The sequence below is a fragment of the Streptomyces macrolidinus genome (genome assembly GCF_023887685.1).
GTDB classification, from domain to species: domain Bacteria; phylum Actinomycetota; class Actinomycetes; order Streptomycetales; family Streptomycetaceae; genus Streptomyces; species Streptomyces macrolidinus.
Genome location: NZ_JAMWMR010000004.1, coordinates 181,881 through 196,909, shown reverse-complemented (window position 1 = coordinate 196,909; position 15,029 = coordinate 181,881). Strand labels below are relative to the sequence as shown.

The following is a 15,029-nucleotide window of genomic DNA, read 5'->3' as shown; positions in this document are numbered from 1 at the left end:
CGCCCCTCAGTGGCGCCCCGCGTCGCTCCCGTCGTTCCCGGGTTCCAGCAGGTCGCGCAGGACGCGCTCGTCGTCCTCGCTCAACTGGGCGACGAAGCGCGCCAGCACGGTGTGCCGGTCGCCGCCCCGGTCCAGTTCGGTGTGCATACGGCGCGCGGTGAGCCCATGGGCGTCCTGGACAGGAAGGTACGCGTAGCCACGGCCCTGGCGTCTGCGGTCGACGGCACCCTTCGCGCGCAGCCGGAACAGGATCGTCGCCACCGTCGTGCGGGCGAGACCGGCCCCGAGGCTGCGCTGCACCTGGCCGGGGGTCTGGGGGGAGTCCGCGGCCCACAGGGCGGCCATGACACCGGCTTCCAGCTCGCCCGCCGGGCGCCGCTCGCCCTTCGCTTCGGTCATGGACACCCTTCCTTCGCCTGCCGTCGCCCACACCCCCTGTAGAGCGTCTACAGAAGTGTAGTCTCCGGGGTCCGGGCGGCGGCCCCACGACACGGCGGGCCGACATGGATGTCGGCCCGCCGCTGTGTCCCGCTCGTCACGTCACATCGGTCACGTCACATCGGTCACTTGACGTCGGTCACTTCACGTCGAGCGCCGTGTCGTCGATGACGAAGGACGTCTGGAGCTTGGAGCCCTCGGTGCCGGTGAACTTGATCGTGACGGTCTGCCCGGCGTAGCCGCTGAGGTCGAAGCTGCGCTGGGTGTAGCCGGAGGCCGCGTTGAGGTTGGAGTACGTGGCCAGGGTGCCGAGGACCGTGCCGGAGGAGTTGAGGACCTGGACGCCGAGCGTGTCGTACGCCGTGCTGGTCGTCGTCTCCGCGGTGTCGATGTGGAGGGCGAAGCTCAGGGTCGCGGCACAGCCGGAGGGGATGCTCGCCGACTGGGAGAGCGTGTCGGTGGCGGCGGAGCCGTGGCCGCCGAGCTTGGCGTAGTACGAGCCGGTACGGGCGGCTTCTCCGGTGGCGTTGGTGATGACACCGCTGCCCGCGTTCCAGACGGTGTTGCCGGACTCGAAGCCGTTGTTGCCGAGGAGCTGGGCCGCGGTGCAGGAGGTGGAGCCTCCGCCGCCACCGCCGCTGCTGCCGCCCGCCCCGGCGAGCCAGGCGGTGGCGTTGAGGGCGAGGGCGGCGTTGGTGGCTCCGGAGTCGTTCCAGCCGTCGTAGAGCGTGTTGCCGGACTGGCCCGTGCCGTCGTCGATGGGCGAGCTGTCGCCCCAGAACGCGACACGGCCGCTGCCGAAGGTGCTGGTGAGGAAGAAGGCACCCGTATTGCCGGAGTAACCGGTGCGGTAGACCAGGCCCTTGACGGAGGAGTTGTCGGAGGGCTTGAGCGTGGCGGTGGTGCCGCTCGCGATCAGGCTCTTGGTGACGTTGCCGAAGGAGCCGTGCAGGACCGGGTCACCGCTGTCACTGATGGCGGTGGGGTAGTCGGAGCCGATGTTCTGCACGTCGATGGAGAAGCCGAACGGGTCGGTGGAGTCGACGCTGTTGTTGGTCATCAGGTCGTTGAGGATCTTGACCGAGTCCGCGCCGTCGTTGTTGCGGTCGGAACCGTTGTGGTCGGAGATCATGAACAGGCCGCCGCCGTTCTTGACGAACGTCATGATGGCGGTCTTCTCTGCCGCGGTGAACAGCGTGTTGGGCTCGGGCAGGACGAGCGTGTCGAAGTTCGACAGATCGGTCGCGGACGAGCCGCCGTAGGCGAGGCTGGAGCCCGAAGGCAGCGTCTTCAGGCTGTAGTCGCCCGTCTTCTGGAGGGCGACGCCCCAGGAGGAGAGCGCCCCGGTCCAGTCCTTCTCGGTGGACGGGGAGGGATTCTGGCCGAGGGGGTCGGGCTGACTGGTGGAGATGATCCAGTCGGCGTTGCCCGCGGTCTCGGCGTGGGCGTTGTCGAACAGGACGCGGTGGGTGGCGGCCGTGGCCGCGTGCGCGGGTGGCGCCGCCGCGGCCGTCTGAGCGGCGGCGCCCGCGGTGAGCAGGCCGAACACGGCGAGGGCCGTGGTGAGTCTGCGACGGGACCTGACGAGTGTGCGCATCCGGCGGACCTCCGTATGAGGAAGTGGGGGGAAGGAACGGTGCGGGTGCCGAGTCTTCGCGCGAAGGGCCACAGAAGGACCACATCCGCGGTCTGCGCGCGTAGACATCTCTTCGTACGCCGCCTGAATGACGGCCGGTTGAACGGTACATGGCAGATGTAAGGATGAACAGGAGGGATGAAACGGGAGAGTTGGACCAGCGAGATGGAACAGGTGAGTTGGAACAGGCGAGTTGGAACAGGCGAGAGGTTCGCCCTCGCCGAGTCCACGACGGGTCCATGCCCGGTCCACGACGACATAAGTACAAGACCGGTGGCCGACAGTCCCCTCACCCTGCCCGGTATGAGCGAACACCGCACAGAGTTCTCACACGGAATGCATGTCGTCCACGACGGCCCTCGGCAGGCACCGCCCCTGTTGCTCATCCATGGCTCGGGGGCCGCGGGCACATACTGGAACCCGGTGGTCCCGGCACTCGCCCGCCACCATCACGTCCTCCGGATCGACCTCCCCGGCTGCGGCCAGTCCCCGCCCGCGACGTCGTACGACGTGCCCGTGCAGGCGGGCCGGGTGGCGGCGCTCCTCGACGACCTCGGCCTTCGCCCCGTCACCGTGGCCGGGCACTCCAGCGGCGGCTGCCTCGCCACCGCACTCGCCGAACAGCGCCCCGACCTGGTGAGGTCACTCGCGCTGATCAGCAGTGGCCCGAGCCTCGACGCACTCCTCCCCCAACCGCTCCTGTTCCGTGCGCTGTTGGCCCACCCCTCGGTCCGCTCCTCTGGGCGACGCGTTCGGACGCCATGATCCGCGGACAGTTCGACAGGATCTGCGCGCGCCCCGTGGACGTACCGGACGACGTGGTCGCCGATCTGCGGAGAACCACGTACCCCGCGCTCAGGAAGGTGCTGCGCCGCAGTGCCGCGTACCTCACCGAGCGGAACCTGCCCGCACGTCTCGCCGCCCTCGACGTCCCCGTGCTGGTGATCTTCGGCGCCGCCGAGCCCCGCTACGCCCCGTCCTCGGTGCACCAGTACGACGCGGTACCGAACGCCCGGATCGAAGTGCCGCCCGGAGTCGGGCTCTTGCCCATGTTCGAAGCACCCGACGTGACAAGCGAGTTGTTGCTGGACTTCGCGGCGAGGGTCGCCGATACCCCGCCCATCGCCCCTTGAGACCTAGGCTGTTGACGTGATGCCGGCCGGGAGACCCTTCGACTGGGCGTTGGCGGAGGTCGCGGTCCCGCGACCGCCAGGACACCTGCCCGGGGTACGCATGGCCGGGTTCAGCCAACGCGCCCCCGCGACCGTGGACATCGCCATGGTCGCGCACCCGTCCGTCGCCCTGCTCATCGATCTGAGCGAGACGGAAGGCCTCGTCCACCACCTGACCGGCACGGGCGCGGCAGCGTCGCCGTCGGGCTCCACCCCGGCGAGTTCTGGGCAGGCGCCCTGATGGGCGAGTGCCTCCGGATCCGCCTTGAGCCGGTCACGGCGGCTGCCCTGTTCGGCGCGGCGGCCGAGCCGAGCGGGACGGCGGTGGCCTTCGAGGACCTCTGGGGCCGCGACGCCGGGCGGGACGAGGACAGGCTGCGTGCCGCCGCGTCGTGGGACGAGCGGTTCGCGATCGCGCTGGAACTCCTCGGCCGCCGACTGGGTACTCAGCGACCGGTCCACCCGGAGGTCGCCCGCGCCTGGCGGCGGATACTCGCCGGTCGGGGACGCGTGCGGGTCGACCGTCTGGCGTACGAGGTCGGGTGGAGCCGTACGCGGCTGTCGGCCCGCTTCCGGTCCCAGCTCGGCATCACGCCCAAGCACGCCGCACGACTGGTGCGGTTCGACCACGCGGCCCACCTGCTCGCGGCCGGGCACGCCCCCGCCGGGGTCGCCGCGGAGAGCGGCTACGTCGATCAGTCCCACCTCCACCGCGAGGTCAAGGCGTTCACCGGGCTCACCCCCACGGCCGTGGCCGTCGCGCCATGGCTCGCGATCGACGACATCGCATGGCCGACGGGCAGGCAGACGTCGCCCGACCCGCGACCCGGAGGACAGGACACCTCCGTAGGCCCCGCCCGCCCGCGGGCGCGCCCCCGAGGGCCCGCCTATGGTGAGTCGAAGGGCCGTCGCCGGTATTCACGGCCGGGGCGCCCCGGGAGGCACCATGCAGCCCATGCGCAGACGCCGTGCCCTCACCACGGCGGCGGCCACGACCGCGGCGCTGGCCCTCTGGGGCACGGCGCTTCCGTCGGCGGTCGCGACCGACGGCGACCCCGACCGTGCGCTGTCCCGCTTCTACCACCAGAAGATCTCCTGGTCCGCCTGCGAGGGCGAGGACATGGCGAAGGACATGGAGTGCGGCAAGGTGACCGTGCCCCTCGACTATGCGCACCCCTCCGCCGGGACCCTCGACCTGGCGCTGGCCCGCCTCCCGGCGACCGGCAGGCCCCAGGGATCGCTCCTGCTGAACTTCGGCGGCCCCGGCCAGCCGGGCCTTCCCCAACTGGCCGCGTCCCAGGGGGCGTTCTCGGACCTGACGACGTCCTACGACGTGGTGACGTTCGACCCGCGCGGGGTCGGCAGGTCCTCGCCCGTGAGCTGTGGAGAGGACACGGACGGAGTGGGCGTCCCCGTCGGCGGCAGCGATCCCCGGGCCGCCCTCGCGCAGATACGGAAGCTGGCCGAGCAGTGCGCCCGGCACTCCGGGCCCGTCCTGCCGCACATGGGGACCGTCAACGTCTCCCGCGATCTGGACGTGATGCGTCAGGCGCTCGGCGACAAGAAGCTGAACTACCTCGGCTTCTCGTACGGCACACGCCTGGGCGCGGTGTACGCGGCGCAGTTCCCCACGAAGGTGGGCCGGATGGCGCTCGACGGGGTGGACACACTCACCGAGCCCCTGGCGGAACAGGGCCTCACCGCCGCGCGAGGGCAGCAGGCCGCCCTGGACGATTTCCTCGACTGGTGCGTCAAGAACAGCTCCTGCCCGTTCGGGCACGACGCGCACGCGGCCCGGCAGCAGGTGGTCCGGCTGGTCGACTCCCTGGACGAGAACCCCGTACGGACCGCTCTGGGCGCGCCGTTCTCCGGGCAGGACCTGGTGACCGGGATCGGGCAGGCCCTGTTCAGCAAGAGCCTGTGGCCGGCGCTGGAGCAGGCGCTGGACCAGCTCGTGAAGGAGCACGACCCCAGTGGGATCATGCGCTTCTCCGGCGGCGGAGTGGCCCTGCCGCCCGCCGCCGCGACCGGCGGCGGGCTCGTCGACCCCGCCGACGTACCCGACGACAACCTCCCCGCCGCGCTGATGGCCGTCAACTGCGCGGACGACCCGGACCGGCCGAGCGCCGACCGGCTCGTCAAGGACATCGACCGGCTGCGGGGCGCGTACGAGAAGGCCTCCCCGGTGTTCGGTCCGCACCGGCTCTCGCAGGTGCTGATGTGCTACGGGCGCCCTCGGGGCACCGAGTTCATCCGGACGAAGGTGAAGGACGTCCACACCGCGAAGATGCTGCTCGTCGGCACCCGCGGGGATCCGGCGACCCCGTACCGCTGGACGCAGGAGACCGCGAAGCGGCTCGGTCCGTCGGCGGTGGTCCTCGACAACCGGGGCGAGGGCCACACCGGGTACCCGGCCTCCGCGTGCGTCCACGCGAAGGTGAACGCCTTCCTCCTCGACGGCACCCTGCCGTCCGGAGGCGGCACCTGCGGCCCGGAGCGGCCCTCCTGATCCTGAGGCCGGGCCGCAGTCTCAGCCTCAGCCGATGGACACCTCGGGCTTGTAGAGGTCCAGCCACAGGGCCAGGTCCAGGGTCCGTTCGAGACTGCGGCGGGAGCCCTGGGTGGTCTGGGGGTTGTCGGGGTGGGCGGCCCGGTGCACCCGTTCCCGGTCGACCAGGTCGAAGACCGGGTGGGAGGGACGGGCGAGGAGGTCCTTGACGTGCGCCTGGAGCGCGATCGCGTACCGGGGGTCCTGGGTCGAGGGATAGGGGGACTTGACCCGGTCGTAGACGGACTTCGGGATCAGGTCCGCCGTCGCCTCCCGCAGCAGGCTCTTCTCCCGGCCGTCGAAGGACTTCACGGACCACGGGGCGTTGTAGACGTACTCGACGAGCCGGTGGTCGCAGTAGGGCACGCGCACCTCCAGACCGACCGCCATGCTCGCGCGGTCCTTGCGGTCGAGCAGGATCCGTACGAAGCGGGTGAGGTGGAGGTGGCAGATCTGCCGCATCCGGTACTCGAAGTCGCTCTCGCCGTCCAGGCGCCGGACGCCCGCCACGGCGCCGCGGTAGCTGTCGGCGATGTAGCCGCGCAGGTCCAGGGCCTCGGTCAGCGCGGGGCTCAGGACGCCGGTGTCGTCGCCGAAGTCCCGGCGGTAGCGCACGAGCCAGGGGAAGGTGGCGGCGCGGCGGGCCTCCTCGTCGAAGAACTGCTGGTAGCCGCCGAAGACCTCGTCCGCGGACTCCCCGGAGAGCGCGACCGTGGAGCGCTCGCGGATCGACTGGAACAGCAGGTAGAGCGAGGTGTCCATGTCGCCGAAGCCCATCGGCAGGTCACGGGCGCGGATCACCTTGGACCGGGCGTCGAGGTCGGCGAGGGCCTCCGCGTCCAGGACGATGTCCTGGTGGTCGGTGCCGCTGTCGCGGGCCACGTCGTGCACGAACGGGGTGTCGGGGGTGGCGCGCAGGTCGTCGGCGACGAAGTTGTCGGTCTGCCCGACGAAGTCCACGGCGAAGCTGCGGACCTTCTCGCCCTGCTCGGCGAGCTGCCGCGCGGCCAGGGCGGTCATCGCGGAGGAGTCCAGGCCGCCCGAGAGCAGCGTGCAGCGGGGCACGTCGGCGACGAGCTGGCGGCGCACGATGTCCTCCAGCAGCGAGCGGACGGTGGCGATGCTGGTGGTGCGGTCGTCGGCGTGCGGCCGGGTCTCCAGCCGCCAGTAGACCCGCCGGTTCAGGCCCTGCCGGTCCACGGTGACGACGGTGCCCGGCTCCACCTCGTACATGCCGTCCCACACGGCGTGTCCGGGTGTCTTGATCATCGCGAACAGCTCCCGCAGCCCGTCCAGGGTCACCCGGGCGCGGGCCAGCGGGTTGGCGAGGATCGCCTTGGGCTCGGAGCCGAAGAGGACGCCGTCGGGGGTCGGGTAGTAGTAGAAGGGCTTGATGCCCATGCGGTCGCGGACCATGACGAGCTTGTCGTGGCGGCTGTCCCAGAGCGCGAAGGCGTACATGCCGTTGAGTCGCTCGGCGAGCGCGTCGCCCCACTCGAGGTAGGCGCGCAGGACCACCTCGGTGTCGGAGTCGGTGGTGAAGCGGTGGCCCCGGTCGGTCAGCTCGCTGCGCAGCTCGGTGAAGTTGTACGCCTCTCCCGAGTAGACGAGGGCGACGGTGCCGTCCGGGGTCTGCGCGGTCATGGGCTGGCGCCCGCCGGCCAGGTCGATGATCGCGAGCCTGCGGTGTCCGAGGGCCGCGGGTCCTTCGATCCAGGTGCCGCGGTCGTCGGGGCCCCGGCAGGCCATGGTCTCGGTCATGTCGTCCACGGTCGCTGTCTCGGTCCGCAGATCACGGTCGTAGGAGACCCAGCCGGTGATGCCGCACATGCGTTACCTCCCGGTCCTGCCTCCCGGGAACACCGCGCTCACCTGCGGCTTCGCCAAGCCGTCGGCCGAGCAGTCGACTGCTCCGGGCAAACAGTTGTATCCAGCAGCTATATGTCGAGCGTCCGTCACGCACGCGGGGAGGTCAACTCGGCCGGACCCCGACCCGGCCCCATCACACCCCGTGATTCGGCCGCGCTTTACGCGGTGTGTACGCACCGATCGGCTCTCTGACGTGAGAGGGACCGTCGCATCTCGGCCATGGGCAAAGAGTTGCCCAGCATCGCGCGATCGCGCGCCGCCCCGCCGCTTCCCGCAGGGCTCGGCACTCGACGCGGTCCCGGTTCCCGTACGGGCTCAGAACTCGACGGGGTCGCGGACGATCGGGCAGGTCATGCAGTGCCCGCCGCCCCGGCCGCGGCCCAGTTCCGCGCCGACGATGGTGATGACGTCCACCCCCGCCCGGCGCAGCAGCGCGTTGGTCTGGGTGTTGCGGTCGTAGGTGAAGACCACGCCCGGCTCCACCGCGACCGCGTTGTTGCCGCTGTCCCACTGCTGGCGCTCGGAGGCGTACACATCGCCGCCCGTCTCGACCACTCGCAGCCCCGGCAGGCCGAGCGCCTTGGCGACCACGTCCACGAAGGGGCGCGCGCCCTCGTCGGCGCAGGTGATGCCCGGGGGCTTGTCGGCGGGCCGCAGGGAGAAGGTACGGACGCCGTCCATGATGGCCGGGTACAGCGTCACCAGGTCCCGGTCGGCGAAGGTGAACACGGTGTCGAGGTGCATGGCCGAGCGCAGCTTCGGCAGGCCGGCCACGATGACGTGCTCGGCGGCACCGGCTGCGAACAGGGCCGCGGCGACCTGGGTGATGGCCTGCCGTGAGGTGCGCTCGCTCATGCCCATCAGGACGACACCGCCGCCGACCGGCATGATGTCCCCGCCTTCGAACGTGGCCTGGCCCCAGTCGAGTTCGGGGTCGCCCCACCAGACGGTGGAGTCCGCGAAGTCGGGGTGGAAGGTGTAGACGGCCTTCATCAGCAAGGTCTCGTCGTGGCGGGCGGGCCAGTACAGCGGGTTGAGGGTGACTCCGCCGTACAGCCAGCAGGTGGTGTCACGGGTGTAGAGGGTGTTGGGCAGCGGCGGCATCAGATACTCGCGCGCGTCGGGTGCCTCGCGGGCCAGGGTGAGCGGGCCGGTGCGGTGGTCGCCCGGCAGGTCGGTGGTCGCGAGGCCGCCGATCAGGTACTCGGCGAGCCGTGCGGGAGCGAGGGACTCCAGGAAGGCGCGGGTGGTGTCGACCAGTCCGAGTCCGACCTCGTTGGCGGTGATCTTCCGGTCCAGCAGCCAGTCCCGCGCTCCGGGGACGGCCATGGTCTGCGCGAGCAGGTCGTGCAGCTCCACCACCTCGACGCCGCGCCCACGCAACTCGCCGACGAATGCGGCGTGGTCGCGCTGGGCGTTCTCCACCCACATCACGTCGTCGAAGAGCAGCTCCTCGGCGTTGGTGGGGGTCAGCCTGCGATGGGCGAGACCGGGCGCGCAGACGAGCACCTTGCGCAGTCGGCCGACCTCGGAGTGGACGCCGTACGCGGGGCGGGTGTCCCGTTCGGTCACATCTCGCACATCTCGACTCTAGGGGCTGTTGCGAAAGTCGCGCATTGCATCTCACCAGTCCCGCATTGCGCTGCATTGCCCCAAATGCCTTATCCGTGAATCGGCCCTATCGTGCTGCTATGGAGCACGATCTGAGTCCCGCGACCCTCGCCGAGCTGCGGCGGCCCCGTAACTACCCCGCGGTGTCCGTGCTGACGCCGACCCACCGCCGCGAGCCCGACAACGCCCAGGATCCGGTCCGGCTGCGCAATGTGGTGGCCGAGGCCAAGAAGCAGCTCGAGGCCGATCCCGCGGTCACCCGGGAGCGGCGCACCGATGTCGTCAAGCAGCTCGAGCAGGCTCTCACGGAGGTGGACCTGGCCCACGCGGAGGACGGCCTGGTCATCTTCGCCGCGCCGGGTGAGCACCAGGTGTGGTCGGTGGCGCGTACGGTGCCCGAGCGGGTGGTGCTCGCGGACACCTTCCTGACCCGCAACCTGGTCTCCGCGCAGGCCGCCGAGCGGCCGTTCTGGGTGCTGTCGGTCTCGGCCGACCGGGTCACGCTGTGGAACGGCGGCCCGGAACGCGTCACCGAGGACCGCATCGGCGCCTTCCCGATGTCCCGGAGCCGCGAGAACTTCGACGCCGAGCGTCAGGAGCAGATCGGCGACCTGCCGAGCGCCTTCCGCGACGAGGGCACCCGCCACTTCCTGCGGGACGCCGACACCGCGATGCACGCGGTACTGCGCGAGCACCCGCGTCCGCTGTACATCACCGGTGAACCGGCGGCGCTGTCCTGCCTCGACGAGGTCGGCACCCTCGCCAAGGACGCCGTCCATGTGCCGCACGGCGGTCTCGCCCACGGCACCCCCGACGCCGTGTGGCAGGCGATCCAGCCCGTGATCGAGGCCCAGGACCGCAAGGAGGTCGACACGGTCAGCCGCGAGCTGGTGGCGGCACGCGGCCGCAAGACGTTCGCCGCGGGGGTCGACGAGGTCTGGCAGAACGCCTCCGACGGCCGCATCCGGCTCCTCGCGGTCGAGGAGAACTACCAAGTGACGGTGCGCGACGACGCCGGTGACCATCTGGTACCGGCCGAGAGCGGCGATCTCGACGCCCGCGAGGACATCGTGGACGAGATCGTGGAGCGCTGTCTGGACACGGGCGCGGAGGTCCGCTTCGTCCCGGACGGAACGCTGGGTGACGCCCAGGGGATCGCCGGGGTGCTGCGCTACTGAGACACGAGCCACGGAGAGCGGACACGGGCCACTGGGGCACAGGCCGCTCGAAGGTGCCGCTCGAAAGCACCGCTCGAAGGTGCCGGTCACACCCCGGCGAGCCTGCGGCATATGTCAAAGGCATCACCGGATCGTGTCTTGCCAAACGCCTTACAGGGCTTCGCCGACTGTGCAACAGTCTTAGCGGCCCTTCCGTCAGCCGGTGTTCGTGAACCGTTCTCGTATCGGAGTGCGTCATGCCGCCCCATCTGTCCGCGGATCGCTCATCCGTCCGCCCGCCGCAGCGCGGCGCGGTCGATGCGCTCATCTCGCAGACGCGGCGGCTGCGCGGCGACGTGGACGCGGTACGGCGCGAGGCGCTGACGGACGGATCGGAGCCGGCGACCCGCTGGCAGCGCGCCCTGTGTGACCTGACGCTGCATCAACTGAACGATGTGGATCGACACTTGGCGCAGTTACGGGACGGTCTGCCCGCCCTCACCGTCGACCCCGCGACCCCATCCGAGGGCTCCTCACCCAGACAGGTCGGCAGTGCGGAGTGGAACCTGCTGACCGACGAGGCGAGTTGGTCCAGGGAGCTGTACGAGATCCTTGGCCGCGCCCCCGCCACCCCCGCGCTCACCCTCGACGAACTCCCCGCCCTGGCACACGAGGACGACCGCCCGCTGCTGGCAGCGATGGTCACGGACTGCCTGGTCGACGGCAAGCCCATAGACGGGGAGTTCCGGATCCTGCGCCCCGACGGCGGAACACGCACCGTGCATATGACCGGCGAACCCGTACTCGACGCCGACGGCACCACCACCTCCATGTGGGCCGTCCTGCGGGACGTCAGCGAACTGCGCCGCCGACGCCGGACCGTCCACATGTCCCATGACGCGCTGCAGCGCCAGCGGCATCGGGCACAGGCCGAACATCAAGCAGCCGTCGCGTTACGGGAGGCCGTACTGCCGCCCTGGCGTGACTCCCTGCGGCTGCCCCGCCAAGGCTCCGGAGCGCTCGACCTGGCGGCCCGCCACCTCCCCTCCTCCTCCCTGAGCACGGCGATAGGCGACTGGTACGACGCACTCGAACTGCCGGGCGCGGACGTACTGTTCGCCGTCGGTGACCTCACCGGACGCGGTGTGTCCGTCACTTCGAGCATGGCGACGCTCATCGGCGCCCTGCGCGGCATGGCCGTGGCGGGCACCGAGCCGGGCCGACTGATGGCTCTGCTCAACCAGTTGCTGAACACCTCCATCCAGTCGTCCCTGGGCAGCACCGCCTGCTGCCGCTACCGCCCCGACACGCGCACTCTGACGTGGGCCCAGGCAGGACACCCCGCCCCACTGCTGTTCCGCGGCGGGACGGGACGCATGCTGACGCCACCGGAGGGCGTCCTGCTCGGGGCGACCACCAAAGCGGTCTACGGGCAGGCCGAAGAGACCCTGCGCGAAGGCGACCTGCTGCTCCTGCACACCGAAGGACTCCTCCCCCGCGGCAGCGGCACGGCGGCCGTCCACCGACTGCTCGACCTGGCCCCGCGCTTCAACGACAGCCGCACAGCCCAGGACTGCGTACGGACCGTGGTGGAAGAGTTCGGCGAGAGCGATCGCGAGGACGAGGCCTGCGTACTCGTGGCCAGGGTCGTCTCCTGACAGGGTGTTGACGCTACGTCAACTCCTCAAGGCTCCCTGCACCCTCAGACCTCCTACGCCTGCGCGTTGTTGCTTCCTCTCGGCTTCGGCAGGCCCTTGGGCAGCGCCTGTTCGATCTCCTCCCGTAGGTCCTTGATCTTCGGATAGCCGGCGTACTGTGCGGTGAGCCGGTACATCTCGCGCAGCCGATCCCAGGTGCGGTGGGAGGAGTTGGCCCCCATCGACGTCAGCGCCAGCCGTGCGTACCGGTCCGCCTGTTCCGGGTCGTCGGCGATGAAGCACGCGGACGCGAGGGAGATGTGGTCGAAGATCTTCGACCGGTCCCGGCCCGGCCCGCGCAGCTCCAGCGCCTCCTTCGCGTGCCGCTGCGCGACGACGGCCGCGTCCGGCTCGTGTTCGGCGAGCGTGCGGTAGGCCAGCGCCTGCATGCCGTGCAGATCCGCCTCGTCGAACATCTGCATCCAACTCGGCGGCGGCACATCCGCCTTGTCCGAGACGAACAGCTCCTCGGCCTCGCCGAGCATGCGCCGCATGGCCTGCCCCTTGCCCATCGAGGCCTGCGCCCACGCCTCGATGGTGTTGAGCATGGCCTGGGTACGGGGCAGCACCTGGTCGCCGGAACCGGACCGGGCGAGCTGCATCAGGTCGAGTGCGTCGTCGGGCTTGCCGAGATGCACCATCTGGCGGGCGGCGCGGGAGAGCGCCTCCCCGGCGCGGGGGCGGTCGCCGCCCTCACGGGCCGCGTGCGCGGCGATGACGAAGTACTTCTGTGCCGTGGGCTCCAGGCCGATGTCGTGCGACATCCAGCCCGCGAGGACGGCGAGGTTGGCGGCGACGCCCCACAGACGCCGCTGGAGATGGTCGGGGTGCCGGTAGGAGAGCATGCCTCCCACTTCGTTGAGCTGTCCCACGACAGCCTTGCGTTGCAGTCCGCCGCCACGCGTCGCGTCCCAGGCCCGGAACACCTCGACCGAGCGCTCCAGTTCCTCGATCTCCTGCGAGCCGATGGGGGCGGCCTCGTAGCGGTCGAACCCCACGAGGTCGGCGTGCAGCGGATCGTCGAAGCGGGGAGCGTCGGCCGCGAGGGCCGGGTCGGTGCGCAGCCAGTCGTGCATGGCGCTGCTGAGTGCTGATCCTGCGGCGAGCGCGGCGCCCGCGCCCACCAAGCCGCGTCGGTTGAGCATGAGGTCCATTCCCGTGAATTCGGTGAGGACCGCAGCAGTCCGCTCGGGCGCCCAGGGAATGCCGTCGGGGTGCCGGGCACGCCCTTCGTCACGCCGTCTCCCCGGGCGCCCGTGCCGGACCAGACCGAGGTCCTCGATGGTCACGACACGACCGAGTCGCTCGGTGAACAGCGCCGCCAGCACCCGTGGTACGGGATCGCGCGGGATCTCTCCCATGTCGATCCAACGCCGCACCCGTGAGGTGTCGGTCGCCAACTGAGGGTGGCCCATGGCCGCCGCCTGCCGGTTGACCAGCCTCGCGAGTTCGCCCTTGGACCAGCCGGCCAGGCCGAACAGGTCCGAGAGGCGGGTGTTGGGTTGTCCGCTCACGTCAAGCCCCCAGGTTCTCGGCTGAGTTGACAGTAGCCCTCTGTCAGATGCATCGGGACTATTCGCCAGGGTTCGCCAGGGTGCGCCAGATGGTGTGCCACGGGGCATCGGGTGTCAGGTAGGAAAGCGCCATCCCGACCCGGTCGCCGCAGGGACATTCCCCAGGGTGCGCCTGGGCGGCCGGAGCGGGCGGCGCCGAACTCGCAGGCACACGAAGGGATCTGTCTCGCCTCATGTACGCAGCATCGTCCTCCGTGTCCGCCCCGCCCCGGTCACTGCGCTCCCGTCCGGGCGTCGGCGGCCCCTTACTCGACGCCGCGCGTCCCGCGGCCCCCGTGCTCGGTACCGCGCGGACGCGTCGTATGCCGGCGGGCGGCGCCCCGTCGCTCAGCGGGCGGATCGACCTGTCCGGCCCGCAGGGCGCGCAACTGCGGAGCGCCATCATGTCGGTGCACCGCATCTGCCCGGAGTTCGCTCCGGTGCAAGTGCTGCGCCGCAGCGGGCGGTCCGTGCTCATCGTCGGTACGACGGGGCGTGCCACGGCGGTCGCCAAGTGTCTGCTCGACCACTCCCCCATCTGGTCGGAGCGCATGCGGCACGAGATAGCGGCGTACCGGGCGTTCGTCCGGCATCGGCCGCCGGTGCGCGTGCCGCGGCTGATCGCGGCGGACCCGGACAGTTGCACGTTGGTGATCGAGCGGGCGCCGGGCCGGGTGGCCGCGCTCCAGCGGCATCCGGCGGAGGCGCCGCCGCGCGGCGACTTCCGGGCGGCGCTGGCCGCGATCTGCCGGTTGAACGCGTGGCGTCCCCCGGCGGGGACGTTCGAGGCGCCGCTGGACTATGCGGAGCGGATCGCGCGCTTCCATGAACTGGGCATGCTCACCGACCGGGACATGGGTGACCTTCAGAAGCTGCTGCATGACATCGCCTACTCGGCGGGGCGTCAGGGCATGGGCCAGTTCTGCCATGGGGACGCGCTGTTGTCGAACCTCCTGCTGTCACCGGCGGGCCCGGTCCTCGTGGACTGGGAGCACGCGGGCTGGTATCTGCCCGGGTACGACCTGGCGACGCTGTGGGCGGTCCTCGGCAACGCCCCGGCGGCCCGGCGCCAGATCAGCCAGATCGCCCAGTCGGCGGGCCCGGCCTCACGCGACGCGTTCCTGGTGAACCTGATGCTCGTCCTCACACGCGAGATCCGCAGGTACGAAACGGCGGTACAACGCTCCCTGCAAGAGGCACCGTTGAGCACCCCCCAGCAGGGCCCCCTGCCCTCCGGCGAGGAACAGCGCCTGCTCCTACGCCGGTTGCACGACGACTGCCAACTGGCCCGCCGGGCCGTACGAGCGGCGGTGGGCACGCGCTGAGCGGACGGGACAAGGGCCCGCGT

General features: G+C 70.9%; 12 protein-coding genes and 1 pseudogene. 8 read left to right on the top strand and 5 right to left on the bottom strand.

Translation table 11 applies throughout. The annotated features are described in order from the left end of the window. Positions 1-6 precede the first annotated feature (6 nt). Together NGF19_RS06680 and NGF19_RS06675 are read right to left on the bottom strand one after the other, a co-directional pair. Positions 7-399 carry a BlaI/MecI/CopY family transcriptional regulator gene (locus tag NGF19_RS06680; protein ID WP_252422917.1) on the bottom strand — a complete coding sequence of 131 codons (393 nt, stop codon included), beginning with the start codon at positions 397-399 and terminating at the stop codon, positions 7-9. A 178-nt stretch (positions 400-577) separates the two neighbouring features. Next, a complete protein-coding gene (locus tag NGF19_RS06675; RefSeq protein WP_252422915.1) occupies positions 578-2,035 on the bottom strand; it encodes a M6 family metallopeptidase in 1,458 nt (485 codons plus the stop codon). Between the two features lie 342 nt (positions 2,036-2,377). Between NGF19_RS06675 and NGF19_RS30915 the strand changes: the two genes are divergently transcribed. The 5 genes and pseudogenes from NGF19_RS30915 (at position 2,378) to NGF19_RS06660 (ending at position 5,755) form a co-directional block, all read left to right on the top strand. Further along, positions 2,378-2,839: an alpha/beta fold hydrolase gene (locus tag NGF19_RS30915; protein ID WP_308288458.1), complete on the top strand. Its 462-nt coding sequence runs from the start codon at positions 2,378-2,380 to the stop codon at positions 2,837-2,839. Further along, positions 2,836-3,207, top strand: a complete 372-nt coding sequence (locus NGF19_RS30910; RefSeq protein ID WP_308288457.1) for an alpha/beta fold hydrolase — start codon at positions 2,836-2,838, stop codon at positions 3,205-3,207. The genes NGF19_RS30915 and NGF19_RS30910 overlap by 4 nt, the downstream gene beginning before the upstream one ends. A 16-nt stretch (positions 3,208-3,223) precedes the next feature. Next, on the top strand, positions 3,224-3,487 hold the full coding sequence (locus NGF19_RS30905) for a hypothetical protein (protein ID WP_308288456.1): 264 nt from the start codon (positions 3,224-3,226) through the stop codon (positions 3,485-3,487). Next, a pseudogene (locus tag NGF19_RS30900) lies at positions 3,487-3,936 on the top strand (helix-turn-helix domain-containing protein); the annotation flags it as partial. The gene NGF19_RS30905 and the pseudogene NGF19_RS30900, both read left to right, overlap by 1 nt. A 256-nt stretch (positions 3,937-4,192) precedes the next feature. Further along, positions 4,193-5,755: an alpha/beta hydrolase gene (locus NGF19_RS06660; protein WP_372505595.1), complete on the top strand. Its 1,563-nt coding sequence runs from the start codon at positions 4,193-4,195 to the stop codon at positions 5,753-5,755. A gap of 27 nt (positions 5,756-5,782) precedes the next feature. On the opposite strand, the gene asnB is transcribed toward NGF19_RS06660, so the two are convergent. Next, a complete protein-coding gene (asnB, locus tag NGF19_RS06655; protein WP_252422911.1) occupies positions 5,783-7,624 on the bottom strand; it encodes an asparagine synthase (glutamine-hydrolyzing) in 1,842 nt (613 codons plus the stop codon). Positions 7,625-7,978: 354 nt separating this feature from the next. Continuing rightward, the gene (locus tag NGF19_RS06650) at positions 7,979-9,235 is read right to left on the bottom strand and encodes an arginine deiminase (RefSeq protein ID WP_252423229.1); all 1,257 of its coding nucleotides are present in this window, start codon (positions 9,233-9,235) and stop codon (positions 7,979-7,981) included. A gap of 119 nt (positions 9,236-9,354) precedes the next feature. Here NGF19_RS06650 and NGF19_RS06645 point away from each other — a divergent pair, with 119 nt between their 5' ends. After that, positions 9,355-10,452: a baeRF3 domain-containing protein gene (locus NGF19_RS06645; protein ID WP_252422908.1), complete on the top strand. Its 1,098-nt coding sequence runs from the start codon at positions 9,355-9,357 to the stop codon at positions 10,450-10,452. A 236-nt stretch (positions 10,453-10,688) separates the two neighbouring features. Next, on the top strand, positions 10,689-12,089 hold the full coding sequence (locus tag NGF19_RS06640) for a PP2C family protein-serine/threonine phosphatase (RefSeq protein WP_252422906.1): 1,401 nt from the start codon (positions 10,689-10,691) through the stop codon (positions 12,087-12,089). A 53-nt stretch (positions 12,090-12,142) separates the two neighbouring features. Here NGF19_RS06640 and NGF19_RS06635 read toward each other — a convergent pair whose 3' ends face one another. After that, the gene (locus NGF19_RS06635; RefSeq protein ID WP_252422904.1) at positions 12,143-13,642 is read right to left on the bottom strand and encodes a DNA-binding protein NsdB; all 1,500 of its coding nucleotides are present in this window, start codon (positions 13,640-13,642) and stop codon (positions 12,143-12,145) included. Positions 13,643-13,875: 233 nt separating this feature from the next. On the opposite strand from NGF19_RS06635, the gene NGF19_RS06630 reads away from it, so the two are divergent. Next, positions 13,876-15,006, top strand: coding sequence for an aminoglycoside phosphotransferase family protein (locus tag NGF19_RS06630; RefSeq protein ID WP_252422902.1), 1,131 nt, complete (start codon positions 13,876-13,878; stop codon positions 15,004-15,006). Positions 15,007-15,029 lie beyond the last annotated feature (23 nt).

What these genes read in the sequence shown, in the direction of transcription:
- NGF19_RS06675 (WP_252422915.1), bottom strand. Translation starts at nt 2,035, where the DNA reads ATGCGCACACTCGTCAGGTCCCGTCGCAGACTCACCACGGCCCTCGCC.
- asnB (WP_252422911.1), bottom strand. Translation starts at nt 7,624, where the DNA reads ATGTGCGGCATCACCGGCTGGGTCTCCTACGACCGTGATCTGCGGACC.
- NGF19_RS30915 (WP_308288458.1), top strand. Translation starts at nt 2,378, where the DNA reads ATGAGCGAACACCGCACAGAGTTCTCACACGGAATGCATGTCGTCCAC.
- NGF19_RS06680 (WP_252422917.1), bottom strand. Translation starts at nt 399, where the DNA reads ATGACCGAAGCGAAGGGCGAGCGGCGCCCGGCGGGCGAGCTGGAAGCC.
- NGF19_RS06645 (WP_252422908.1), top strand. Translation starts at nt 9,355, where the DNA reads ATGGAGCACGATCTGAGTCCCGCGACCCTCGCCGAGCTGCGGCGGCCC.
- NGF19_RS30910 (WP_308288457.1), top strand. Translation starts at nt 2,836, where the DNA reads ATGATCCGCGGACAGTTCGACAGGATCTGCGCGCGCCCCGTGGACGTA.
- NGF19_RS06660 (WP_372505595.1), top strand. Translation starts at nt 4,193, where the DNA reads ATGCAGCCCATGCGCAGACGCCGTGCCCTCACCACGGCGGCGGCCACG.
- NGF19_RS06640 (WP_252422906.1), top strand. Translation starts at nt 10,689, where the DNA reads ATGCCGCCCCATCTGTCCGCGGATCGCTCATCCGTCCGCCCGCCGCAG.
- NGF19_RS06630 (WP_252422902.1), top strand. Translation starts at nt 13,876, where the DNA reads ATGTACGCAGCATCGTCCTCCGTGTCCGCCCCGCCCCGGTCACTGCGC.